General features: G+C 51.2%; 23 protein-coding genes and 1 pseudogene. 5 read left to right on the top strand and 19 right to left on the bottom strand.

Going from position 1 to position 25,318, the window contains the following annotated elements; all coding sequences use genetic code 11:
* Window positions 1-46: 46 nt before the first annotated feature.
* A complete protein-coding gene (locus OAN307_RS09655) occupies window positions 47-754 on the bottom strand; it encodes an IS6 family transposase (protein WP_044044627.1) in 708 nt (235 codons plus the stop codon).
* A gap of 254 nt (window positions 755-1,008) precedes the next feature.
* Between OAN307_RS09655 and OAN307_RS09650 the strand changes: the two genes are divergently transcribed.
* On the top strand, window positions 1,009-2,010 hold the full coding sequence (locus tag OAN307_RS09650) for an aldo/keto reductase (protein WP_015499582.1): 1,002 nt from the start codon (window positions 1,009-1,011) through the stop codon (window positions 2,008-2,010).
* A gap of 211 nt (window positions 2,011-2,221) precedes the next feature.
* Here OAN307_RS09650 and OAN307_RS09645 read toward each other — a convergent pair whose 3' ends face one another.
* Window positions 2,222-2,950 carry an NAD(P)-dependent oxidoreductase gene (locus OAN307_RS09645; protein WP_015499581.1) on the bottom strand — a complete coding sequence of 243 codons (729 nt, stop codon included), beginning with the start codon at window positions 2,948-2,950 and terminating at the stop codon, window positions 2,222-2,224.
* Window positions 2,951-3,043: 93 nt separating this feature from the next.
* Here OAN307_RS09645 and OAN307_RS09640 point away from each other — a divergent pair, with 93 nt between their 5' ends.
* Window positions 3,044-3,946 carry a LysR family transcriptional regulator gene (locus tag OAN307_RS09640; RefSeq protein ID WP_015499580.1) on the top strand — a complete coding sequence of 301 codons (903 nt, stop codon included), beginning with the start codon at window positions 3,044-3,046 and terminating at the stop codon, window positions 3,944-3,946.
* Here OAN307_RS09640 and OAN307_RS09635 read toward each other — a convergent pair.
* The 5 genes and pseudogenes from OAN307_RS09635 to OAN307_RS09615 form a co-directional block, all read right to left on the bottom strand.
* Complete coding sequence (locus tag OAN307_RS09635) at window positions 3,855-4,544, bottom strand: Y-family DNA polymerase (protein WP_044043501.1); 690 nt, start codon at window positions 4,542-4,544, stop codon at window positions 3,855-3,857. The genes OAN307_RS09640 and OAN307_RS09635 overlap by 92 nt on opposite strands.
* A complete protein-coding gene (locus OAN307_RS09630; RefSeq protein ID WP_015499579.1) occupies window positions 4,541-4,975 on the bottom strand; it encodes a LexA family protein in 435 nt (144 codons plus the stop codon). The genes OAN307_RS09635 and OAN307_RS09630 overlap by 4 nt, the downstream gene beginning before the upstream one ends.
* Window positions 4,976-5,159: 184 nt before the next feature.
* Window positions 5,160-5,321 (bottom strand): annotated as a pseudogene (locus tag OAN307_RS27905) (IS5/IS1182 family transposase); the annotation flags it as partial.
* 387 nt (window positions 5,322-5,708) lie between these two features.
* Window positions 5,709-6,416, bottom strand: coding sequence for an IS6 family transposase (locus OAN307_RS09620; protein ID WP_015499577.1), 708 nt, complete (start codon window positions 6,414-6,416; stop codon window positions 5,709-5,711).
* Window positions 6,417-6,605: 189 nt separating this feature from the next.
* Complete coding sequence (locus tag OAN307_RS09615) at window positions 6,606-7,490, bottom strand: LysR family transcriptional regulator (RefSeq protein ID WP_015499576.1); 885 nt, start codon at window positions 7,488-7,490, stop codon at window positions 6,606-6,608.
* Between the two features lie 91 nt (window positions 7,491-7,581).
* Between OAN307_RS09615 and OAN307_RS09610 the strand changes: the two genes are divergently transcribed.
* On the top strand, window positions 7,582-8,517 hold the full coding sequence (locus OAN307_RS09610; protein WP_015499575.1) for an NmrA family NAD(P)-binding protein: 936 nt from the start codon (window positions 7,582-7,584) through the stop codon (window positions 8,515-8,517).
* Entirely contained in the window at window positions 8,514-9,146 is a 633-nt protein-coding gene (locus OAN307_RS09605) for a DUF2306 domain-containing protein (RefSeq protein WP_015499574.1), read from the top strand. Before OAN307_RS09610 ends, OAN307_RS09605 begins: the two co-directional genes overlap by 4 nt.
* A gap of 514 nt (window positions 9,147-9,660) precedes the next feature.
* Here the strand turns inward: OAN307_RS09605 and OAN307_RS09600 are convergent.
* Window positions 9,661-10,275: a TetR/AcrR family transcriptional regulator gene (locus OAN307_RS09600; protein WP_015499573.1), complete on the bottom strand. Its 615-nt coding sequence runs from the start codon at window positions 10,273-10,275 to the stop codon at window positions 9,661-9,663.
* A gap of 99 nt (window positions 10,276-10,374) precedes the next feature.
* On the opposite strand from OAN307_RS09600, the gene OAN307_RS09595 reads away from it, so the two are divergent.
* Window positions 10,375-12,420 (top strand): NADH:flavin oxidoreductase, encoded by a 2,046-nt coding sequence (locus tag OAN307_RS09595; protein ID WP_015499572.1) that lies wholly within the window; start codon window positions 10,375-10,377, stop codon window positions 12,418-12,420.
* Window positions 12,421-12,861: 441 nt separating this feature from the next.
* Here the strand turns inward: OAN307_RS09595 and drt3b are convergent, their stop codons facing one another.
* The 11 genes from drt3b to OAN307_RS09545 form a co-directional block, all read right to left on the bottom strand.
* The gene (gene drt3b, locus OAN307_RS25195; RefSeq protein ID WP_187292567.1) at window positions 12,862-14,760 is read right to left on the bottom strand and encodes an antiviral reverse transcriptase Drt3b; all 1,899 of its coding nucleotides are present in this window, start codon (window positions 14,758-14,760) and stop codon (window positions 12,862-12,864) included.
* Between the two features lie 28 nt (window positions 14,761-14,788).
* Entirely contained in the window at window positions 14,789-16,078 is a 1,290-nt protein-coding gene (drt3a, locus tag OAN307_RS09585; RefSeq protein ID WP_015499569.1) for an antiviral reverse transcriptase Drt3a, read from the bottom strand.
* Window positions 16,079-16,813: 735 nt separating this feature from the next.
* On the bottom strand, window positions 16,814-18,274 hold the full coding sequence (locus tag OAN307_RS09580) for a YfjI family protein (protein WP_015499568.1): 1,461 nt from the start codon (window positions 18,272-18,274) through the stop codon (window positions 16,814-16,816).
* Window positions 18,275-18,371: 97 nt separating this feature from the next.
* On the bottom strand, window positions 18,372-18,560 hold the full coding sequence (locus OAN307_RS27900) for a hypothetical protein (protein ID WP_144055553.1): 189 nt from the start codon (window positions 18,558-18,560) through the stop codon (window positions 18,372-18,374).
* Window positions 18,561-18,703: 143 nt separating this feature from the next.
* A complete protein-coding gene (locus tag OAN307_RS09575; protein ID WP_015499567.1) occupies window positions 18,704-18,913 on the bottom strand; it encodes a helix-turn-helix transcriptional regulator in 210 nt (69 codons plus the stop codon).
* 133 nt (window positions 18,914-19,046) lie between these two features.
* Window positions 19,047-20,513 (bottom strand): hypothetical protein, encoded by a 1,467-nt coding sequence (locus OAN307_RS09570; RefSeq protein ID WP_015499566.1) that lies wholly within the window; start codon window positions 20,511-20,513, stop codon window positions 19,047-19,049.
* Between the two features lie 79 nt (window positions 20,514-20,592).
* Window positions 20,593-21,681 (bottom strand): tyrosine-type recombinase/integrase, encoded by a 1,089-nt coding sequence (locus OAN307_RS09565; RefSeq protein WP_015499565.1) that lies wholly within the window; start codon window positions 21,679-21,681, stop codon window positions 20,593-20,595.
* A 328-nt stretch (window positions 21,682-22,009) separates the two neighbouring features.
* Window positions 22,010-22,618, bottom strand: a complete 609-nt coding sequence (locus tag OAN307_RS09560; protein WP_015499564.1) for an exonuclease domain-containing protein — start codon at window positions 22,616-22,618, stop codon at window positions 22,010-22,012.
* 15 nt (window positions 22,619-22,633) lie between these two features.
* Complete coding sequence (locus tag OAN307_RS09555) at window positions 22,634-23,179, bottom strand: YaeQ family protein (RefSeq protein ID WP_015499563.1); 546 nt, start codon at window positions 23,177-23,179, stop codon at window positions 22,634-22,636.
* Window positions 23,180-23,383: 204 nt separating this feature from the next.
* On the bottom strand, window positions 23,384-24,523 hold the full coding sequence (locus OAN307_RS09550) for an IS30 family transposase (protein ID WP_044043499.1): 1,140 nt from the start codon (window positions 24,521-24,523) through the stop codon (window positions 23,384-23,386).
* Window positions 24,524-24,590: 67 nt separating this feature from the next.
* Complete coding sequence (locus OAN307_RS09545) at window positions 24,591-25,298, bottom strand: IS6 family transposase (protein WP_015499561.1); 708 nt, start codon at window positions 25,296-25,298, stop codon at window positions 24,591-24,593.
* Between the last annotated feature and the right edge of the window lie 20 nt (window positions 25,299-25,318).

The following is a 25,318-nucleotide window of genomic DNA, read 5'->3' as shown; positions in this document are numbered from 1 at the left end:
TCAGACAAAAGCGAACTAGTCTCATTTTTCCAGCGATCTCAATTCGTTAGGCTACGCCAAGACCGCGCCACTCGGTAAGAGCAGCGGCGCGGTTCAGCTTGAAATTTGATCGGATGTAGAGATGGCGCTCTTGATTGAAATGGTTGTGAACAGAAGCGTGGACGGCGACGAATTTCTGCAAAGTTCGCATCCGCCTAAATCGAAGCATGGCTCGCTCTCTTCGTCTAAATGGCTGGTGTGAATTCTCGGCTCGATTGTTGAGCCAGCGGCCGGTTTCCTGTTTGTCCACATTGCCAATCACCTTCATCGCCGCGCCGTAGGAACGTAGCTTGTCAGTAACGAAGACATCTGCGCTACCATGGCGTTTCATGGTTTTCCTGAGGAATTTGAAGGCTGCTTTGCGATCACGGCGCTTAGTGACAAAGCTTTCCAGGACTTCCCCTTCGTGATCCACAGCCCGCCAAAGGTAGTGCGTCTCGCCGTTGATCTTCACGAACACCTCATCCAAGTGCCACTGCCAATTTGAATATGCGCGCATCTGGCTGACCCTTTTCTTGCGGATCTCAGCGGCAAACAGCGGGCCAAATCTGTTGCACCAAAATCGAACCGTCTCATAGCTGATGTCGACCCCGCGTTCGTGCAACAGATCCTCCACATTCCGAAGCGATAACGCGAAACGGACATACATCATCACGGCCAGACGGATGATCTCGGGGCTCGTCTTGAAGTAGCGAAAAGGGCTGCGTTTTGTCATCATCTCGAGACGCTAATTGCTCACCCTGCCCGCCTCAACTGATTTTGCTCTGACAGTGCAGTTCGAAATTGTAGAGGCTTAAATGCGGCAGCGCAATCATAGGTAGTTCCGCAGCAACCAAGGCCTTGTACTGTTACAGGCTCCATAGAAAGACACTCTAGTCGTAATTGCCGACATCTCGAACAAACTCATAGTTGCCCATGCGGGCCCTCCTAGTTAATTGTTCCCGTAAAGAAAAATAGGGGGCTCAGATTATGCAAAGCAGGCAGCTTGGACGCGACGGACCAATGATCCACCCGATTGGATTCGGTGCGATGTCATTCTCCGATTTCTACGGGGTTACGAACGGGATCGAAAGCCACGCCATCTTGGACATGGCCATGGAGGCCGGGGTCACCCATCTCGACACGTCCAACGTCTACGGAATGGGCCGATCCGAGACGGTCATCGGCAGCTATCTGAAGACCAATCCGCAAGCGCGCGACCACTTTTCCATCGCGACCAAGGGCGGGATCACCCGCAATCCAAACGGTCCAGGCAATATCTTCAACAATTCACCTGAACATTTGCAAACCGAGCTCGAAAACAGCTTGAAACGTTTAGGTGTTGAAGCCGTTGATCTCTATTACCTGCATCGCCGCGACCCAGATATTCCGATCGAAGAGGTCACCGAGACACTTGCCGAGCTTGTCAAATCCGGCAAGGCCAAAGCGATAGGTTTCTCCGAGATAGCACCCACCACGCTGCGCCGCGCCCATGGCGTACATCCGGTGGCTGCTGTGCAGTCCGAATACTCACTTTCCACTCGGTCCCCCGAATTGGGTCTGTTGCAAACCTGCGCCGAACTTGGCGTCGCCATGGTCGCTTTCTCGCCCGTAGGTCGCTCTCTCTTGACCGACGCTCCAATCAGCATCGAGGCCGTGCAAGACCTACCTTTCCTCAAAAACAATCCTCGCTTCATGACGCCCAATTACGACGCCAATCTCGCTGCCACGGCCACGTTCCGGGCCTTGGCGGCAGACATGGGGCTATCTGCTGCAGGGTTGGCAATCGCATGGCTCTTAGCGCAGGGTGATCACGTCATCCCCATCCCTGGCACGCGGTCGGTCACGCATTTCGCCGAACTCTTACAAGCCGCCAATTGCGTTTTGACGCCTAGCGACCTCCAAGCGATTGAAGCCACTCTACCGATCGGCTGGGCTCACGGTGACCGCTATTCTGTTTCCCAATGGATCGGGCCAGAGAAATACTGCTGAGCTCAAGTAACGGATCTCAGCATTTGCGTTCAGACTGTTGATATTGAGCTAACTGCCGATCATAAACGCATCGATGCATCAGCCCGAGTGAAAGTCCAAACGTCTACACTAACGGCCCAAAGCCGACCTACAAAAGCTCATGCAGTGTTGCAATGCGACCCACCAAAGGAGACATTCGCTGCGCGCGCAAAAGATACCCTTCTCCATCACATTATTGGGCCGCCTTGTTGTAGATCACAGGCATCTTACCCCGCCACATTTCCCAAGTGCTGTCACTTTTAATCAATTTGGCCATGAAGTGGGCAACATTTATACGGCTTGTCGTTCCTGCGTCGAATATAGCACTTCGCGTAGGTGATTTGTGAATGTCGTAATCCGTGACCTCAGTTTCATCGATTAAGCCGTCTGGACGGACGGCGGCCCATTCAATCATCGGGTCGTTCTGACCAACGTTGCTTCGCAAATATTCAGCTGCCTTTTCGTTGTCCACGTGCGGCGGAAGCACCAAACGAATAAGGGTCATCACGCATTTCTGACCAAACGATATCCGCTCATCCAGATCGCGATTGCTGTTGCCAGTCGTGTTCATAAGCACAAACTTGACGGGCTCTGCTGGCCCATTTGCCCGAATGGCATCGCAAATACGGCGAGTTGTATCAGTTACCAGCCTGCGTGGCCCACCAAACATCCCTCTGAGGGTCAGGTTATGTCCTAAACATGAGATCACTGCGCTGCACCCGTGAGTGTGTTTGACCATCTCGGCGTCGCTGAGATCCAGGACACTTGCTTTTATCATGGACAAATTGGCATTGTTTTTGACGGTTTCAGGCAGGCTATCAAGTGATCGCACAATAATCTTTACGCTTTGGTCGCGTGCTAATAATTCTTCCACAAGCAAACGCCCTGTTGCTCCGCTTGCTCCGATGACGAGGGTTGTCATATTGGTTCCTATCCATTTGGGTTCAATCTGATGTTGCTTGCGGTTTAGCGTGTCGATTAAATTATGCGAATTGACCAAATCTTGTGATTTGATATGCATATTTGCATGGACTGGCGTTCGATAAAATTTGACTGGAACAAAGCGCGGGCCTTTTTGGTCACGGCCGAAGAAGGTTCGTTGTCTGCTGCTGCGCGTGCTTTGGGCATGGCCCAGCCAACACTTGGCCGGCAGGTTGATGGGTTAGAACAAGAATTAGGCATAGTATTGTTTGAGCGTGTCGGTCGTGGCCTCACACTCACGCCAAGTGGTTTGGAATTGCTGGACCATGTCCGTGATATGGGGGAGGCTGCAGGCCGCGTCTCTTTGACGGCTCTCGGCCAATCGCAAGCGCTAGAAGGAACGATCTGCATCTCGGCCAGCGAGACTTACGCAGCCGTGCTGTTACCCCCGATCATCGCCAAGTTACGTATCATGGAACCCGCCATTCAGGTTGAGATTGTCGTCGCCAACCATGCCAGCGACCTACGCCGCCGAGAAGCTGATATTGCGATCCGCAACTTCCGCCCCACCGAACCCGATCTGATCGCCAAGAAGATCGGCGACGCGGATGCGATTTTATATGCAACTCCAGACTACATCGGAAAAATTGGCAATCCCACCAAACCCTACGATCTGCGCCACGCTGACTTCGTGAATATGGATCATGGCGGCATGATGCTCAAAGGTCTCAACACGCTTGGGCTTGGCCTGACTGAAGCGAACTTTCCGCTTCTGACCGAAAGCTATCTGGTTATGTGGGAACTTGTGCGCCAAGGGGCGGCGATCGGTGTTTTAGACGCCCATATTGGCGATGCAGATCCGATCGTGCGCCGCGTTCTTCCTGATCTCGAACCACTTGTCTTCCCTATCTGGCTTGTCGCCCACCGAGAACTCTCAACAAGCCGCCGCATTCGCAGGGTCTATGACTTCTTGGCAGACGAACTGAAACGAGGCTAAGTTCAGGACGCGGTATCGAACGGTGCAAGTATACCAGCACGCAAGCGCTATCGGCCCAAACAGGTACTTTCGGCAAAAGCCAAGCCGACAACGCGTCATCCATCACATCCAACACTCCACCAAAAATCGGGTTCTTCTTCGCTATCTCATTGGCGCACTTTGCTAGCGTTTTGGTTGGAGCAATCCCGATCCGCACGGGCACACCAATCCGGCGCAGCACCTCGCGCCGCATCGCCCGCGCATGTTTCTCCCGATCTTTGAAACCACTAAAGTCCAAAAAGCATTCGTCTATCGAATAGATCTCAACGTTGGGTGTAAAATCCTCGTACACCTCGACAACGCGCCGACTTATATCGCCGTAGAGCGTATAATTGGAGCTAAACACACGGACGCCATGCGCTTTGATCTTGTCCTGCAACAGGTGCAGCGGTTCGCCCATCTTAATGCCAAGGGCCTTTGCTTCATCACTGCGCGCCACGGCACAGCCATCGTTGTTCGACAGCACAATCACTGGCACGTTCTTCAAAGTCGGGTCAAATATTCGTTCCGCTGAAACATAAAAGTTTGCGCTGTCCGAGATCGCAATGGGCCGCTTCATTCAAGATCATACCGCCGCACCACACCTGCAATGACGCCCCATATCTCGCTGTCTTCAGTCAGCTCGATGTCAGGAAAGCTCTCCTTACTGTTGGCCGGAGACAGAAAATACCGCCCATCCCGTTTGCGTAACATCTTCGCGGTCACAGCCCCGTCAACGACTGCCAAAACGGCGCGCCCAACTCTCCGCTTACCAGCACGGTCTACAGCGATGATATCCCCGTCTCGAATGCCTGCATCCCAAAGGCAATCACCCTCAACGCGCCACCAAAACGTCGATGACGGGTGCCGCACAACCCACGAGATGGGATCAATCTCGTCCTCAAGGTCATCCCCAGCAGGCGAAGGAAAACCTGCACTGGCGGCGTTGGCAACCAGACGAACAGGCATACCATTTGCAATAACTGGCGTCTCAACTGGAAAAACAGGCACACAGATTCTCCCTTAGCGTTCTGGTAATGTTCTCCTGTCTCTCTCAGTTTGATATGGTGAGTCAATGGCCGACGGCGGGCAACGAGGAGTATCACCACGAATAACATTACTGCACCCGAGCATGACCGTTTTTTGGTTTAGCAGGGCGATACCGGAACTTGGTCCATACGCTTATCGCATCCAGCAGGTCATTCATCAGGGCGTTAGCGCCAGTATAATCACTGACTTGCCATGCTGTGATAAAGAAACGGATGGAGCGTCCGCTGGTGTCTGTGATCGCATACAGCTTGGTATTCATGCCGCCCTTGGTCAGTCCAATCAGGCGGCCTTCCCCCCCTTTTATAACCGTAGGCTGAAGGTTGTGTAATGTGGGATATTGCCTTTGGCTTGCTTTTTAACAACTGAAACGTGCCGTTTTTGGCAGGGAGGCTGTGTCAGGGGTTTTGTCTTTGGCGTGGTATGTAGCTAATGGCGGGTTCGTCGCATAGCGTTAGATATACTCTGGTCAGGTCGCGCAACAACAACAAGAACCCAAACAATCAGCTAAGAAAATTTCCGCCTGTCGTACGTAACGGGATGCGCATTCCCCCTGTGTGCAAAAGGCCCGCAAAGGACCCAAACACTTCAAACACGCGTTCCATTGCACCACAAAGGGTGGCAACCAAACCTTCGCTGCGGAGGGTGCTGTCAGACAAAAGCGAGCCAGTCTCATTTTTCCAGCAATCTTAATTCGTTAGGATACGCCAAGACCGCGCCACTCGGTAAGAGCAGCGGCGCGGTTCAGCTTGAAATTTGATCGGATGTAGAGATGGCGCTCTTGATTGAAATGGTTGTGAACAGAAGCGTGGACGGCGACGAATTTCTGCAAAGTTCGCATCCGCCTAAATCGAAGCATGGCTCGCTCTCTTCGTCTAAATGGCTGGTGTGAATTCTCGGCTCGATTGTTGAGCCAGCGGCCGGTTTCCTGTTTGTCCACATTGCCAATCACCTTCATCGCCGCGCCGTAGGAACGTAGCTTGTCGGTAACGAAGACATCTGCGCTACCATGGCGTTTCATGGTTTTCCTGAGGAATTTGAAGGCTGCTTTGCGATCACGGCGCTTAGTGACAAAGCTTTCCAGGACTTCCCCTTCGTGATCCACAGCCCGCCAAAGATAGTGCGTCTCGCCGTTGATCTTCACGAACATCTCATCCAAGTGCCACTGCCAATTTGAATATGCGCGCATCTGGCTGACCCTATTTTTGCGGACCTCAGCGGCAAACAGCGGGCCAAATCTGTTCCACCAAAATCGAACCGTCTCATAGCTGATGTCGATCCCGCGTTCGTGCAACAGATCCTCCACATTCCGAAGCGATAGCGGGAAACGGACATACATCATCACGGCCAGACGGATGATCGAGGGGCTCGTCTTGAAGTAGCGAAAAGGGCTGCGTTTTGTCATCTCGAGACGCTAATTGCTCACCCTGCCCGCCTCAACCAATTTTGCTCTGACAGTGCCAACAGAAATCCTCGGTATCAGACGTGAGCCGATCCATCCAACAACGTTTGGAAAGTCCCAGTGTTCGCTCTTGGGCGAGTTGGATCAGAATTTCGCCAAAAGCTTACTAAGACGCGCGGTATTCAGCAGGAGTCATTCCCATAATCGCTTCGTAAGTTGGCTGGAGAGAAGCTCCCAGACCGCCCGAACGCGTGGTGTCTTCTGCAGAGCTTCGTGGGTTGCAAGCCAAACGTCGTTTCCATCTGGCTTTAGGTCCGGCAAAACGCGGGTTAACATTTTATCTTGGCTTGCCATCAGCGTACTGCAAAACCCGATGCCGTTCCCCGCTCGTATCATATTCCAATACACTAAGTGGTTGTCGCACCGCACTGAAAAAAGGGACGGATTTGCATCTGGAAGGTGTTTGCGAAACCCATCGAGTATCTCCGCGGATTGATCGTACCCCAACAAATTATGATATACCAAGTCGTCTAGGGTACGTGGAACACCGTATAATTCGAGGTAAGATTTGCTTGCGAAAACTCCCATCTCAAGTGTTCCTATCTTGGTTCTCACCAATCCTAATTTATCGGGGCGAAACAATCTGATCGCGATATCGGCTTCGCGCGCGGACAGATTTGCCACCGAATTTTCAACAATTATCTCGACATCGATTTCCGGATACTGTTCCTGAAGCGTGACCAGAACGGGGGGGAGGAAGTGATAGGCAATCACCTCGCTTGTACTGATCCTGATTGTGCCATTTACAACCGTTTCCTTCCCGGCGATCGCAAGAGCGAGATGGTCGGCTTGATCCGCCATATTCTGTGCAAATTCGAGTATTGACGCGCCTGCGTCTGTCAGCACCAAACGGTAGCCGCGCCGATCAAACAAGGTGAGGCCTGTTTGCGTTTCTAACTCCTTCAACTGACGTGAAACGGTAGGCTGACTGCACGCCAATTGTGCGCCTGCCTGTGCCACGGTTCCAGCCTGTACAACGGTTAAAAACGTCTTCAGAAGTGACCAATCTATATTCATAAACGCATATTAAACATGTCTATTTTTATATATCAATAGAAATTTGTATCAGTTATCCCTTAATGAATGATGCAAAGAAATTGAGGATATTATGAAAAAGACTGTTTTGATTGTGGGCGTGGCAGGGCGTTTCGGACGTCAATGTGCATCAGCGATGCGGGACGCGGGATGGCACGTTCGGGGCTTTGCACGCACGACTGAAAAAGCCAACTGTATTGACGGTGTTGAACCCTATGTCGGCGATATCATGGACCCAACAGCGTTGGGCAATGCCGCCGACGGCGCAGACGTAATTGTGCAGGCTGCAAACCCACCATACCAATTGTGGAAAACGCTACTGCTCGAGATGAACCAAGCCGTCATTGATGTTGCCATAAATGTCGGAGCCACAGTTGTTGTTCCACAGAACGTCTACATTTTCGGCAAAAAGGGCGGTGTTTGGGGAGAAGACGCACCACACGTCGGATCAAATGCGTTGGCGCGCATTCGCATGACGATGGAAGCTGCGTACAAAAAGGCGGCCATCGATCACGGCTTACCAATTCTTGCATTCAGGATGGGTGACTTTATTGACGGTCCAGATCACAGGCCAAGTGGAAATTGGTTCGAAAATCACATTACAAAGGCCGTCGCGACGGGTGATTTCACTTACCCTGGCCCAATGGACCGTGATCATGCGTGGGCCTATTTGCCAGATGCCGCCCGTGCGATTGTTGATATTCTGAATACGCCAAACGCGGTTGTCGGGCATTTAGACCTTAACTTTCCTGGCTGGGTTTTAACGGGCGCGTCTATGAAAACCGCTATTGAAAAAGCGGTTGGTAAGCCAATGAAGCGTAAAAAAATGCCATGGGTTCCCATGAATGTCATTGCGCTGTGGTCAGCGCCTTTGCGAAATGTTGTCAGCCTACGCTACCTGTGGAATGTGCCGCATCGGCTGGGTACTGATCGTTTTGATCGCTTACTGCCACACTTCGAGGCCACAGACCCTACGGAAGCCTTTACAAACCGTTGGGAAACGTCGTGACGCCGACAGATAAGGTCTCCATCTCTGTGCTCGTGATCACTGGGATGTTGGTGGCCTTCTCAACAATCAGAGTCTTCCCACTTGGTCTGGACCTGGCTTTCTCTGCCATGTCTCATCAGTTGATCAACGCACGGCAGATGTTCGTGATGCATATTACCGCGGCATCCCTCGCCTTAGTTTTCGGATCGATCCAGATCATTCCGGTGCTTCGCAATCGCCACCTAAGTGTTCATCGCGGTATCGGTCGCCTATATGCGCTGGCGGTTTTGTTGGGTGGCATATCCGGCTTTTTGATCGCTTTTCAAATAGACGGCATCATTGGAACTGCTGGCTTCGCTTTGTTGGCTGTATTTTGGGTGTTCACAACAACGCAAGGTGTGCGTTTTGCGCGGGCGGGTTTGGAGCCGGCGCATCGACGGTGGATGACTTACTCGGTCGCGCTGACCTTTGCAGCTGTATCCTTGCGCTTACAGTTACTGATTTTTGCCGTTGGTCTGGCAATGCCATATCATCAGGTCTACCCGTTTCTGGCTTGGTCATGTTGGGTGCCCAATACTATATTTGCGCTCTGGTATGTTCGTCGATCAGCGTTGTTGCATGGATCGTCCGCCACTGAGAACGCGCCCTGACGGGATTCTGATCCGCAAGCGTTCGGCCTTTCCGTTGCGTCGAAGAACTACAGGGACGTCTTTCTGGTTCCATATTTTTCGCAGTCGTAACGGATCGTTTTCCATTTTTCTGCCTTATCCAAAGCTACGACTGTAATCATAATGGTGCAGAGTGGTCTGTCTAGATTATTCCATTCAATTCAGTTGTTCGCCTGTTCGCAGGCCACGCGCCACGTCTTGATCTGTTCAGCAAAAAAAGCCCAGGATTGCAGCATTATTCAGCCAGATCGGCGTCATTCATAGTGACCTGCGCCCCAGTTCCCTCCAGCTTTGCGTGGAGTCCTTGTGGTTAAATCTTTGGCGTTAACCCACAGTCGAAACATAGTTTACGCCGCGCGGCAAAATCGTTCGCGCCTCGATAATCCGCAGGTCTTCTTGATATTGTAGCGGGGTTGTGCCCGTTACCGATTTTAAATGGTATCTCGACTGTTTCGAAAGCGCTGATAGCGACAACACAATTATAACGAAGGTCAGTTCAACTATAACGATCAAGAAAAGCGTCTACTTCCAACTGGCTTGGTGCCTCGCCTGCAAATATCTCTACATATTGGCATCCTGCAATTGCCCTTTGTAAACATGGCTCTGACACATGCATTGAATAATATCCGGTCTGGGTCAAGATCACTATCAACGCACGGTAGTGGGCGGCATCACCTGTTTTGCCATACCGCTCAAAGATCTTTTCTACTGCCACTAAACGGGTCCTGTCGGACAAATCCACGAGTGCCTGGAGTTTGGGATCGCTGCGCGCCCAATTTCGGATCGCAAGGTCAAGGGGCGCATCAAAAAGATCATGATCAATCCAGCAGTCTATTAGGTTGAAAAGCGCGGCGCACAGGCTTTGCGCTGGGGCGGCACAGCGTTCGAGCATAATGCCAGTATTGCGCGTCTGCCAGATGTCGATAATTGCGTCGTGGAGCTCTGACAGCTCCTTAAAGTGCCAGTAAAAACCCGTGCGAGTTAGGTTTAGTTTTTTAGCAAGGGTCATGATTTTGACTGCTTCAATCCCTTCCGTCACAAAAAGATCGTAAGCCGCACCTAGCCAGACCTGTCGGGTTGCGCGTGTTCGATTGGGCGGAGCATCTTTCATGACGCATTTCTAAATAACTTGACAGGTGTGTCAATTGCACATGAAAACTATCTGACACCTATGTCAGGTCGCCGCATGACTCAAAAAAGGGATGCCCTCATGTCCAACGATCCCCTGCTTCAGCCTTTTCAACTCAAGCACCTGACATTGCGTAATCGGATCATGACTACTAGTCACGAGCCCGCTTATCCAAAAGACGGCATGCCCAAAGAACGCTACACTGCGTATCACGTCGAACGCGCTAAGGCGGGCGTTGCGTTAACAATGACGGCAGGGTCAGCCACAGTCAGTCGAGACAGCCCACCAGTGTTCAACAACATTCTTGCTTACCGTGACGATGTTGTCCCATGGATACAGCAACTGACCGATGCAGTGCACGAGCATGGTTGCGCTGCCATGATCCAACTGACCCACCTGGGGCGTCGCACCAATTGGAACAAGGGGGATTGGTTGCCGTCTGTGTCGTCGTCAAAGCATCGCGAACCAGCACACCACGCTTACCCAAAGCTTATCGAAGACTGGGACATCGAACGGATCATCAACGATTTTGCGGACGCCGCCGAGCGGATGCAATCGGGTGGCATGGACGGTATTGAATTGCAGGTTTATGGCCACCTGCTTGATCAGTTTTGGTCACCACTGACCAATGATCTCACGGGGCCGTACGGTGCAGATACGATGGAGAACAGGATGCGTTTTCCGTTGGATGTCGTGGAGGCGATCCGAAACCGCGTAGGTGCTGATTTTATCGTCGGTTTACGCTACACTGCGGACGAAGTGCAAAAGGGCGGTATCACACCCGAAGAAGGACTGGAGATTTCTAAACGCCTTGCTGCGACTGGAAAGATCGACTTCTTAAATGTCATCCGAGGCCGAATCCACACTGACCCAGCGATGACAGATTTGATCCCAATTCAAGGAATGAAAAGTGCCCCACACCTCGACTTTGCGGGCGAAGTGCGCAAGGCGACCGGCATGCCGACCTTCCACGCAGCTCGTATCCCTGATGTGGCTACCGCACGCCATGCAGTTCAGGCTGGACTACTGGATATGGTCGGTATGACTCGCGCGCACATGGCTGACCCACATATCGTGCGCAAGATTATTGAGGGGCGTGAAGCCGATATTCGCCCTTGTGTCGGGGCAACATACTGCCTTGATCGAATATACCAGGCGGGTGAGGCACTGTGTATCCACAACGCCGCCACTGGGCGTGAATTGACGATGCCGCACGAAATTGCAAAGGCAGAAACAAGAAAGAAGATAGTGATCGTTGGGGCGGGCCCTGCGGGTCTTGAGGCGGCCCGTGTTGCTGCTGAACGGGGGCATGAAGTGACTGTGTTTGAGGCCGCTGCTGAGCCCGGTGGGCAGGTGCTGCTGACGTCCCAATCTCCACGCCGCCGTGAGATGATCGGGATCATCGACTGGCGTATGAACCAATGTGCCGCACGGGATGTGACCTTCAACTTTAATGCTTGGGCTGAAGTGGCAGATGTCACGGGTCTAAGCCCCGATGTCGTGATTGTTGCCACCGGCGGCATGCCGAACACTGAATTGTTCGAACAAAAAGGTGAACAGCCTCATGTCGTGACGTCATGGGACTTAATCTCCGGCGATGTAAAGCCAGCGGGCAAGATACTGATCTACGACGAAAGTGGCGATCACCCAGCCTTGCAGGCCGCCGAAATTGCGGCAAACGCGGGCGGTAAGGTCGAGATAATGACACCGGATCGCACTTTCTCGCCTGACGTGATGGCGATGAATCTGGTGCCTTACATGCGCTCGCTTCAGGACAAGGACGTGACCTTTACCGTCACGCGGCGTCTTATCGGCGTCGCGCGCAGCGGCAACAAACTGACAGCCACCATAGGCACGGATTACAGTGACCATACCTATGATCTTGAGGTAGATCAGGTTGTTGTGAACTACGGCACGCTGCCGTTGGACGATCTTTATTTTGACCTCAAACCGATGTCATCAAATGCCGGAGCGGTTGATTACGACGCGCTCCTTGCAGGAGGAGAACAAACCACCACACGCAACAAAAACGGCACATTCCAGCTGTTCCGCATTGGCGACGCGGTGTCGGCGCGTAACACACACGCGGCAATTTATGACGCCCTGCGTCTGATGAAGGACATCTGATACGCGCAGAAGTAAGACCATATAGGCCGAAGCGAACCAATTCATCAGCCCTTTAAAATGCTACAGACTGGCCGTTCCATAACAACAACAAGAACCCCAACCAGCACCCCACAAATTTTGCACCTGTCGTACGTAACGGGATGCGAATTCCCCCTGTGTAGAAAGAGCCCAGGAAGGACCCAAACACTTCAAGCTTGCGCGTTCCATTCTGCCACAAGGGGCGGATTGCAGACTTTCGCTGCACATGCGAAAATTACCTGTGACATCGACCAAAACGGACCTTTGGCGGCCAACATCTACTGATCCAAATAAAAATGGTGGGTTGGGCGTGCCTGTATGTGTGTAGTCCGCAAGAGCGTAAACTATTCTGGAATACGGAGGCCTAAAAGGGGGTCCCGTCGCGTCCAGTATAGATATCTCAGGCAACCGCCCACGATGACCTTAAACCGCCGAGTACACCGGCTGCAACTGCTTTCGCCTCAAAAAATGCGATGTTCTCCCTGCGTCCCAATCAACAAATGCGACGTGTTTTGCGAGTGTGTTTATGTCATCATCCGATAAGTCGCCTACTCCACAGACCTCCTTTATTAATGCCTTTCGTTCGCTAACCTTGATATGGGGGCAGCCGATAATGTCACTGAACATCAAGTAAACTTCTGAACTCGTCCGGAGTTCCGTCTTGCCTTTGCGGACCCGCTTGCGAGCCAACTTAGACACAGTTTCGAGTGCCTTCTTATAGTCGTCCGATGGCGACGCATGCGCCAACAGAAAAATCATCGCAATAAATGAAAAGTACCCCATGCTCTTTTTGCGGAGCAACACAGTGCATAGTTCTATTACAGGGGCTTGGGATAGAAACAGGTCGGGACTAACAGAGGCACCGAGCAGCAGAAGATTACACATTTCTAACGAAATATCTTCGCCAACCTTTTCCGGTTTGTAGGTGGAGACTAACTCCGTAATCTCATAAATTATATAATCATTTAAGGCTTCGGATTCAGATTCTCCAATTTCAACTTTGAATTTTTTCAATCTTTCGAGAACCTGAAAGGCCTTATAAATCGGAGCTACACGAAAGTCGGATGCCAAAGAATAAAAAAGAATCCGTAATATGGATCTAACCCGATTTATGGCGTCAAGCTTTTTATCAGTGGTCAAATCTCCTTCCGCCTTTAAAACCTCTTTTACGGCCTGACCTATCTGAAAATATATTGGACCGGTGACCTCGCTGAAAGACGCATCTGTATCGCGAACAACTAACCTTAATTCTTCGAGCAAATTTCGCATGTTGCGCCGCGTTTCTGTTTGCTCCTTCTCGTTTTCGGTTAGCGGCTTTTTGGCTTCGGATACTAGTCTGGTGGCGATGTCGCGTATGCCCTGTTTGGCTTGTGTGATGTTAGTCACAAAAGGGCGGCGTAGGTTTTCAAGTTTTCCTTCGTTTGGAAACAACTTGTATTCTTCCAAGCAGGTTTCCACAGCTTGATTCAGTTCGTCTAGGACAGCCTCGTTTCTTGCGAAGAGGAAGAAGTCATCGACATATCTACGAATGGTATAGTCGCGTCCTTCATGAAGACGTTCGTCCATTCTTGAAATAATATTCCTATCAATTCTCTGAAATATCACTTCTGCGAAAACTCGCGATATCTCAGGACCAACAACAATGCCATTAGTTTCATTGTAATTAGACCGTTGCATCAAGGTGTCGAAGCGGCCTTCGAAGGTGTATTTGTTTGCTTGTTCCTTGGAGTAAGGTTTACCCTTTACCGCCCATGTCACCGAATGAGTATAGATGTTAAAGAAACACTTTGTGACATCCATTTTCCGCAGAAGTTGAAATCTACTTTCTAATCTCAGTAGCTCGTTCGAGCCGTAAAATTTATCAAGCAAATTGTGTTTTCTGACTGAGAAAAATGACGGTGCAAAATTAATGTCCAAGCGTCCATCTTGTGGCGCTACATGCGCTAGATCAAGCTTCTTTGCTTTGCCGACTTTTTTCATTTCATCTTTTGAGACTTCCGGTAAGACTTTGTATGGAGCCCGTAGAGAATAGAGACTTTCAGAACATTCCGAGATAATCGTATGCGAGTACTCTACCAAAAAGCTGGCCATCCTAATCTGATGAAGTGGATGAACAATACTTAGTGTGTTAAACCCTCTCGCTCCTTTCCGAATTTGATAGTTGAAAGGGATTGTGTAGGCCTCGGCTTTTAACGGTCTTCTATATTCTCCGTTCAGAAAGTTCAGTGCTTTATCAGAGAGTTTAGATTTCCGCAGCTCCGATACAAAGAGAAATTCGTTGGAAAAGGTGACGGGAACCTCGTATGGCAGCGTCTCAGTCAAGAGAGGCCGTCTCTGTCTTGCGAGGGGGTCAAGCATGTAACCAAGCCTTTCTTATTTCAGAAATAGTGCCACGGTTGAAGCGAACCGTCATCTTGTCTGTAAACCCTTTATAGAAAGAAAGGGCTTTCAACTCAGCCAATTGTTTCTGTGTGAATGAAGCTTGGATTTTTGTTCTGAACTGGCTGTTACTACCCCATAATAGGGATGCTAGAAAGCCATCTAGCTCTTTCAACTCGGTCGGGGCAGCGGAGACCTTCTCAGGTCCTTGCTTGCCGTGTTGGTACAAACCGCACTTCTGATAGTTAAAGTATATTCCAGTCTTGACTTTCGCCCGCTTCGGGCCGTGAGTATGACCCGTCTTTCTGATTTCATAATTACTAGTAAGGAACTTCACTCGGTTCAGAAGTAGGGCGGCGTTCTTATCCTTATTAAATGCCTTCAAGCTCAGTATAACGCGAGTCTTTCTGACCTTGATTTTTTCACTTGATATTTTGACCAAGATTTGGCGACTCTTTCGGGCTCGGATTCCATTTTCGCACTCAAACGAATAGCCGAGATAGCTAAACTTGCTGGCTGTCGTCGTACAAGGATTTTCGTCTGAATCTGGCAACGACGCGAGGTCGGTTTTTCCCGTCTTGGAGTTCAACTCGAATGAAGGGCTTATGATATCTTTGATTTTAGCAAGTGCTGGCTCAACTTTTTGTGTCGAAAATAGTAGGATATCATCTGCGAAGCGAAAGTATCGATAAACGCCTTCGATTTCCTTGGCTTCTCGGTCAAGCTTGCGTAGCGCAAGTTCTGCAAATGTGGTGCTGAGGCCAAGTCCGCGAGGCACGCCAGATAGCGCTCCACCTAATAAACCTGACGTTTCCAGAGTTCTTAGGACGGTCTTTACATGTGTGTGTGTCTTCGTTGAACTCAAAATCTCAGTCAGTATTATCTTCGCGTCTACATTTTCAAAGAATGATTTAATATCACAACGCAACACATGAAATGGAGAAGAGTCGAACAGAGCTTCAAGGACACCATTTACTACGGCATTGCGACTTCCTGCGCTGACGCCATATTGCAGGTTCAGTGACTTCGCGGTCGCTCTTAATGCAAGTGCACCATGAAAGTTGTTAACTAGGAAGAGCTTTCGTCCTTTAGGAATCGGAACTTCTAGATGCTGGAAGGTGATTGTACCACCATCCACCTGTTCTCGTGTTTGCGTCAGAAGAACGTCGCAATCTAAGGATAAATCGACTCCAAACTTCTTGGAGTCACCTGCCCGGATGCAGCTTTTAAGATACTTTTCAGAAAATGGACTTAACTGCATTTTCGAAGCACTTTCACCAATAGGTTGAAGACATTGGTAACAGCATACCTTCCGTTGACAAGCATCATCGGAGCTAAGTGTATAAAAATTCGGAGATTCTAGGCCGTAGCGAACTCACTCTTTGTCCTGCAAATTCTTTGCTCGCTAGCGCAGTGATTTCTCGGTCGCAGCGAATGTCTGGTTCGACGGGCCGCGTCACAGCAATCAAGACCAGCCGCGAATGGCAGCAATGGGCCGGAAGCAGCCTTATGAATTTTTTTTGAACGACAGCTTTTCCGCCCATGGGTGCACGTTTCGGGAAAAACGATTTGAACTCTGGCGAAAACGCCATCACTGCTAAAAACGCCATGGAAGAATTATGTTAAAGCATTGAATTTAAAAAGTTTTAAAACCATTATTATCATAACCCCTCAATCCTCTTCTTTACGAAGGTGGAATGGTCATCATTCACCAAATACTACCTCTCACTAGGAAATAAAATCTGCGCGTGAGGGTGTTAGTGGGTCTGCGCCATGAAGAGTCTGAAGCGATTTGACCCACCCCTCCCGCCAGTACTGCGCTATGGCCTGATAGTTGCCGATCATAACCGCAGCGGCGCGTGTATCCCCGGCGAATGTTGCGAATGTTGCGAATTCCTCGCTGGGCTGTCAGAGCGCTCGATCAGCGGCGGAAAGCGCTCCGCATTGCGGAACGCCTCCATGATCAATTCGCGCGCATCGTCTGACGGTAGCAAGGCTAGCTCCTGATGATGCGGTAGGCCTTCCGCGAATTCCTACCATTGATGCTGACAAGTCCTTCATCGAACTTCTTCAGATGCCCGTATTCTTCGAGAAGCCGCATAAGAACCTTGATCTTTTCGGAACTCCTCAGCCTGCGAGGGCCGCGCTTCGAGATTTCACTGACGTCGACAAAATCATCAGCATAGCGGTCGCATAGCCACTTGCGGAGGTCCTCCGCGTCGAGAAGATTCTGCGAAACGTGTCCAGTATCGAAGATGCGAACCGCTTCAGCGAGGTAGAACTCCATGAGTGTGATCCCAATCGCCAACTGCTCGAGACTGATCAACTGCGCCTCCGGGTCTTCGAACAGGGCGATGTTGCCTGCGATGCGGGCGACTTGCTCGGCCGCCTTGCCCGCGAAGCCGGAGATGTTTGCATAGAGGCCGCCCTCCAATTGCTGTGTTTCGACTAAGTTGTAAAAGTCGACCAGCCGCATCCGCGCCGTTGCTTCGAGCTGCAAAGTCCGAGGGGTTAGCTCTAGACGGTTGTCCTTGGCAACAGCGGGAAGTTTTTCGAGGAGCGCGACGATCCTTTCGCCAAACATCCCCATTGCTTCCTTGGCGACTTCCCTTTCACGAAGGGCCTCCTCGTCCTCAGAAAGAAACCTCGTGCCTTTCAGGCTCTCCGGCATGACAACCAGAACTCGTGAGAGAATACCTTGGTCGCGCAGTTCGTCATTTGTGAAGAGCCTTTGCGCTACCAAAGGCTGGATCGACAAGTGCAGCGACATTCGGCGACCGGCGAGGTTAGTGGCGCCGACACCCGCTCGGACTTTGTTGATGTCTTTACCGTCCCAGAGGTTGCTCAAAGCAGCTGCGAAACCGAGCTGGTTCTGCGCACTCATGGAGTAGCCGCCCACGATCTTCCCACCTTCGTCGGAGGAAAGGCCGATCGAGGGCTGGCCGAATTCAAGGTGCCGCACTAGACCTTCATACGTCATATCGTCGAACGAAATCTTGGGACTGATCGGCTGAGTGCACGGAACATCAACCAAAGCACTACTTTCGTCATCAATAACGTTCCTCCCGGCACGCCCCCAGTCTTTCGATATTTGGCGTTCTTCAAAAAGAGCGAGCTTCTTCGCGTACTTCGCGAGCAAGGGTTTCTCGAAGAGCCGGATGGCCTGCATGGCAAGTCCGTCAACGCTAGATTTCCTCGCGCTGGACTCCGCGACACTAAATGCAAACAGGCTTAAAGGGGCTTTGCCAAACAGTGTCTCGACGTCCGCGTGAGATTGAGCGGCAATGCTGATGGCATTTATCACACCCTGCAAGGCAAGGGCCGTCGGCGCCTGAGTCAGCGTCGTGATCGCCGCAATTACCGCGATAAGAGGACCGAGATCAGCGAGCGGGACCACCGTCGCTTGCGGCAACGGCCGCATGAGGGGAGTAGGTTCGGACGATTTGTCATTAAACATAGGATCTCCATTTGCCAGTCGGGAAACTGACATTATTTTCAATGAAACTATTTGTGTATGTTCTGGCTTGCCTCAGGGCGAAACTGGCCGGAAGAGATTAGATGCCAGCAGCGTTCACCAGGTTCGCTTCGATCCAAGCATCAAGGTCAGCGCGGCGACAGCGCACCGCACGAAGACCAATTCTGCCAATTATCAGCTCTAACGGACCAAGTGCGTTCCAAGGGATTGGTTGGGCTTCACGCAATTCACCGAAAATTAGCGTTGGTTCAATCATGGTATCATTCACGGAATAGTTCTCCCATTTGCAAAACCTAAGAGGTTTGCATTGATGTCTGTTTCAATTTTGATGAAGAGAGGAAGCTGCTGGTCTGCAGGCCAGTGTCTCTAAGCCAAGGTCACCATCGACGTTTTGCTGCCGTTAAGCATTAACTAGGCCGAGTGCTTATAGCTTTGAACACGGTGCGCATTGATCCATTCACGCAGATCTCCAACACGGTAGCGTACGCAGCGACCAAACTTGATCATCGGGGGACCACACCCTTTTGCGGCTGACACTTCGAGGTAGCGTTGGGAGACTCCGAAATGAACCGCAACCTCACGGCGGTTGAGCAGTCGATCGTCTTTGAGCTCATCTTGCATATTAACACTCCTAAATACGTGGCGTGCTTACATGTTTCACAAGAGTGCTGCCCACGTCATTGGGGAACGTTCGCTTTCGTTCGCTTTTTGAGGAAAGCGAATTTTCAAATTATGGCATTTTCTTCTAAATGCATTATTTTGAACGCTTTTTTCTCCTGTCAGAAATTTTCTTCTGAAGTCGCGCATGAGTTTTCCCAATGCTTCGGGTGCGGATTTCTTGACAACCCAGTTTCCAATCTCGCTCTAAGATCTCCCCGTAATAGTCGACCAATCGATTAGCCGCTGCAAGCGCTGAGGTAGCTTCTCCTGACAACAACATCGCCAACCCCTCTTTTACGAAAGGTTCATCAGTTATGGTAAAACCTGCACTTTTGGTTTGGCTCGGGCTCAGTAGAATTTTACTGCTAGAAGCCGATGCGTCTTGCGCATCTCTAAAGTCAGCTAGGTCACTGGTGATGATAAACTGGAGGCGATCTGCGCCGCTTATTTTCGAAATGTACCTGCCAAGATCTCCAAGTCTCATGACATTCAAAATATTTGGCGGCTGTAGCGAATTTTCCAACGCAAAGCTTTCAAAGCACGTGGGATTTACCCAACCCACGATTTGATCGTTTAACCCATCCAGGGCAAAACAGAGTGCCCATCCTCTTTTGATCGCAATCAGTCCAATCTGCTCCCATGCAAACATCAGAAAGTTGCGTGGATCCCCCGTCACTTCAAAATTGCCATGCGACAAAGCTCCATAGCTTTCAAATAGCTGGAGCGACCTTTGATACTCAGGGTGGGCACGCTCGTGGATCTCACCGCCGAGCTCGGAAAGCGTCATATTTATCGGAATTTCCTGTTGGGTCATAGCATCCCAATTCAGCGTCACCCAATACGCCAAATCCACGTTGCTTTCTGACGCTGCTGGATCCGACATCAATCTCAACACAGGTGGCAGGATGTGCCTGTTCGCTCGCTGCAAAAACTCATTCTCAAAACCATTTTGCTGTCTGACGTCACGCGCCCTCGGACTGTTCCAATCGTTCCACTTTTGCGGCTTGGACTGCAGACGGCGCAACGCCAGCCCTTCAAGCCCGATCAGCTTGTATTCAGCAGCGCTGATCCGCAGGTCTGACAGAGCTTTTGCAACAAGCTGCGAGAACACAAAACTACGCAACCTGGTACGCCAATCTGACGAAACGAGCATCGAAATCGGTTCTCGAACTGCATCTGCTTCAATCTCCTCGAGGGCGTCTAGCAATTGAGCTTCGTGCAGCACCGGCTCAGACAGGCTGAAATGCCCAAATTGCATTCTGGCCCAGCCTGCCTGACTCTTGTGCAGACCTTGAATGACCGTCTCTCGATCCTGCAGTGAAACAAGTGAACTTAGCACAGGTGTCAGGGTCTTGTGCAAATGATCGTCTAGCAGGTCCGCAGCTTGGAGTGCATCCAACATTTCGTAGTAGCTTAGGCCGTCCTGCGACGCGCTCGATTGCTTGGTACGCGAGACGTCGAACCCCACGTCGTCGTTTAGAAAGTCGATCGCATAACCTAGCAATATCGCATTACCAAAGGTCGCTAGGTTTTTGTTATTAAGAACAGTTGTGTAGTCCATAGTAGTTCCTCCAAACACTGTGGGACAACAAGTCCTGCCCGGGTAAGTCGTTCTGACTTCTTCTCTAGTCAGCTCACTCTTAGCCTTTCACTGGCGTTTCCATTCGACGAGACAATTCATCACAAACTGATTGCATAGATGGTCTGAGGGCATCAAGCGATGGTTTGACATACCTTTGACCCGTAATAGAAAGCGGCGTGTGATTCAGGAGCCGGCCTACAATCTCCTCCAGCACTCCTGCTTCCATCGCCACGGTCGCGAAGGTCCGGCGATGCATATGCGGATTATACTTGAGCCTCTCCGGCCTCGTGATGTGACCCGTCTCTGATTTTGGCGATGGAAACACCCAGTCCCTGCTCAGAGGGCGAAGCGGTGCCAGGATCTCATGGTGCAGCTGCAAGATCGGAAGGTCAAAACTCCGGCCATTTTTTGTCATTGGCAGATGGATCCGGTCTTCGTGTATTTGATCCCACTTCAAGGTGAACACTTCAGTTTTGCGAAGGCCGGTAAACAATAGAAGCTCGTAGAATACACGATGGATCGGGTTGGGGAGATCATCAATCGTCTTCCGCCAATGCCTCAGGTTCTCAATGATCCGCCCGTCCGGTTTGTCTTCAAACCACTCGATCGCCATTGTCGGGCATTCTGCCAGATCGCAAGTCCGGCGGGCGTGGTTGTAGATTGCCCGAAAGCTGCGCAGCACATGATTGGCAGCTGACGGCGATCCGGACATCGCTTGGTGCCGACGCACCATCATCCCCTTGCTAATCTCGTCGAGCGGCAAGCGCATCCAGTCTTTCAGATGAAGCGAAAGCTGCGCGCGCATGCCGATCTTGTTGGTCTCTGAGCGAAGCTTAGGGCGTGCAAGATAGCCCTCCATCGCGGCCTCTAACGTGGGCGCGCCAATCTGGGCCGCCTTCCCTGCCCCACGGCCCATCTCCAAGGCAAACCCAAGCGCCGTTTGCCGTGCGGCTTGTGCTGAGATGATGGGGAACCGGCCAATCAGAATACGCTTGGTCTGGCCGCCAACGTCCTTCTGAAAGTACCAGGTCTTTGAGCGCTTTCCCACAAAGAGCACCAGCCCTTTGATCTCCGCATCCCAGTACTTGTCCGTCCCTGCTTTCGCATGCGGCAATTTGTTAGAAAACGTCTCTGTAAGCTTTGGCATATTCTGTCGGCCTTTTGTAGGTAACGCCACGCTACTCTGCGCTACCCCATGCAACTCAATGCAAAATAAAAGTCAACAAAAAGAAACAGTAAGGTACTCAGTGATACTGTACGAAACTCAGAACACTTGTTTGGAAAACTGGGGTCTTAACCATTACACAACACCCGCTCGACAAAAGAACGCATATTTCATGGATTTGAGGGCGTCAAGACACCGATGGTCAATGTTTCGCTAACAAGCGCAGTCGACAGCTACAAACAGCCCAAGTCGCCCTTGAACGATCTACCTGGCTGCTGCGGTGCAGTTTTGCCAATCCGACCATCCGCGCCTAATCCTCTGAGCGATCTTCAAACTGAAACGCCAATTGGCGATTGATCTTGAGGTGAGACAATGCTGTGCCTAAAATATCCTCTGCCTTCAAAACAACCGTGGCCGCCGCACGTGCATCCTCGCCTGCGTCATGGTGATGAAACTCAAGCCCAAGGTGCTTTTTGAGGTTCGCGAGGCCGTGCCCCCCTGCACCCTTCAACTCGGGCCATGCATGACGGGCAACTGAAACGCTGTTGGTCCAATGTGAGGTGATCATTGGCAAGTCGTAGCGCGCGCAAGCAGATGTAAGTGCCTTTTCATCAAACGTGCTGTGCTGCACGAGGGAATGCGCGTTCAGAAGGTCAAACAAAGCGCCATAGACCGTTGGAAATGTCCCCGCGCCCGCCACAGTATCAGCCGAAATCCCGTGAAGTTCAGTATTGAACGGCTCAAATGGTTCCTCGGGATCGATAAAGACCGAATAGGTCTGCACAGCCCCTGTCTCGCTGACAAAACAAAGCCCGATCTGGCATATTCCGCCGTTCGTTTTGCCCGCTGTTTCTACGTCCAACGCAATGAAACGAAATGGGCCATCTGGTAGCGTCGTGAGGTGTCCAAATTTGTTCAACACGTCATCAGCGGCCTATCCAGCACTTTTCCACTCAATCGGGGTCACGTAGACGATGGTCTCATCGACGCTGACCATGACTTCGCCATCCTGAATATTCACCTGTAATTTCATTGAGCGACAGGCCAGTTCACCCAGATCACAGGTATCTTTTTCCGAGAAATTCATGACCCGCAGAGTGTCAAAACGGGTGGTTTTGGTTTTGATTTTGTCCCACCACATTTCTGCGGTTCTACCGCCATAGCTATAGACGATCACTTTATTCGATTTGCCACAAGACTGACGCACAACCTTCTCGCTCGGCAAGCCCAACGCCACCCACAGTTCCAGCTCGCCACTTAAGCTTTTCTGCCAAATGTCTGGCTCATCATCTGTTGAAAGCCCTTTGGTCATCTCCAAATTTTCATGGGCATTCAGGGCAAAGGCGAGAACGCGCACCATAAGCCGTTCATCTGTCTCTGAGGGATGCTTCGCAACAGTCAGTTTATGGGTTTCATAATAATGGCGATCCATATCGCAGACGGAAAGTTCAACTTTGTATATAGTAGCTTTTTGCGCCATGACATGCTCCAGACCTTCGAAGATAGTGATGCCTAATGCGTCTGATGACTTTCTGAAAGAACTTAAAAAGTCTGCATATAACAGGTGGGACACTAGGTGTGGCTAACTTATGAGACTTGCAGTTGATGGATGGGGGCCGTTTGAGGCCTACTCATTCATGGCCAGGTTTGAAGCATCGGATACACTACGCAAACGGTGGCGATCTCAACCGGTCGACGCAACACACTCAGCGAACTTCTGTGCTGGCGTTTGATATTGCAAGGTCTTGCGGGGGCGTTCGTTAAGTTGCCTTGCGATTGCGCTGAGTTTTGCTTGGGAATGGACGGATAAGTCGGTGCCTCTTGGCAAATACTGCCTCAAAAGCCGGTTGGTATTTTCATTTGATCCGCGTTGCCACGGTGATTGCGGGCCGCAAAAGTAGACATCAACATCAGTTGCCAGTGTGAAGCGCGGATGATCTGCGAGCTCTTTTCCACGATCCCACGTCAAGGATTTGTAAAGCTCGCGGGGAAGCTTCTGAGCCGATTTGATCAACGCCGTAACAACACTCTCGGTGTCCTTGTTCGCGACTTTCACCAACATCACATACCGCGAATGTCGCTCAACAAGGGTCGCGACATAACTGTTCTTCGTTCCGCCAATCAAGTCGCCTTCCCAGTGCCCCGGAACGGCTTGATCCTCGACGGATGCTGGCCTTTCGCTGATGGACACAGCATCTTTAATCTGACCATTGCCGTTGCGCTTCTGGCTGGCGTGCTTGGAGCGCCTGACGGTGCGTTTTGCGCGCAAGGCCAGCAGCTCCTTTTTGAGGACACCGCGCGCCTGTATATAGAGGCTACGATAGATCGTTTCGTGTGACACCTGTTTGCATGCCTCCCCCGGGAACGCTCGTTTGACCCAACCGGCAACCTGCTCTGGTGACCACTTGCGCCGCAGCTTAGCTGATACTGCGCGCGCCAATGTTGGGTGACAAGCCAGCTTGCACAACTTGGGACGCAGAGCGCGATCCCAAGCGGCCTGATCAGACGCCGTCGCACGATAGCCAGTCAGTCCACCATTGCGCCGAACCTCCCTGCTGATCGTCGAGGGCGCACGCCGCAACTGAAGCGCAATTGCGCGCAGAGACTGCTTGGTGCTCAGCCCGCGAGATATCTCTTCACGCTCAGAAAGGCTCAATGCAACGTGTCCGCGCTTGCGATCCAGCGGACGTATCCCGCCAGTTGGTGAGATAACTGAAAAGACTGAGGATGATTGGCGATCGAACACCCGCCCAATAGACCTCATCGACTCGCCACGTTGCCAACGATCCCAGATCTCAGCCCGCTGCTCAGCTGAATAGTAAATCCTGCGACGATACTGGTACTGTCAGACAAAAGCGAGCCAGTCTCATTTTTCCAGCAATATCGATCCGTTAGGATACGCCAAGACTGCGCCACTCGGTAAGAGCAGCAGCGCGGTTCAGCTTGAAATTTGATCGGTTGTAGAGATGGCGCTCTTGGTTGAAATGGTTGTGAACAGAAGCGTGGACGAATACGAATTTCTGCAAACTTCGTATCCGCCTAAATCGAAGCATGGCTCGCTCTCTTCGCCTAAATGGCTGGTGTGAATTCTCGGCTCGATTGTTGAGCCAGCGGCCGGTTTCCTGTTTGTCCACATTGCCAATCACCTTCATCGCCGCGCCGTAGGAACGTAGCTTGTCGGTAACGAAGACATCTGCGCTACCATGGCGTTTCATGGTTTTCCTGAGGAATTTGAAGCCTGCTTTGCGATCACGGCGCTTAGTGACAAAGCTTTCCAGGACTTCCCCTTCGTGATCCACAGCCCACCAAAGATAGTGCGTCTCGCCGTTGATCTTCACGAACACCTCATCCAAGTGCCACTGCCAATTTGAATATGCGCGCATCTGGCTGACCCTTTTCTTGCGGATCTCAGCGGCAAACAGCGGGCCAAATCTATTCCACCAAAATCGAACCGTCTCATAGCTGATATCGATCCCGCGTTCGTGCAACAGATCCTCCACATTCCGAAGCGATAACGGGAAACGGACATACATCATCACGGCCAGACGGATGATCTCGGGGCTCGTCTTGAAGTAGCGAAAAGGGCTGTGTTTTGTCATCTCGAAACGCTAATTGCTCA

Origin of the sequence: Octadecabacter antarcticus 307 (assembly GCF_000155675.2) — a bacterium.
Taxonomy (GTDB): domain Bacteria; phylum Pseudomonadota; class Alphaproteobacteria; order Rhodobacterales; family Rhodobacteraceae; genus Octadecabacter; species Octadecabacter antarcticus.
The sequence above is the reverse complement of the archived record's forward strand: the minus strand, read 5'-3'. Positions and strand labels throughout refer to the sequence as shown.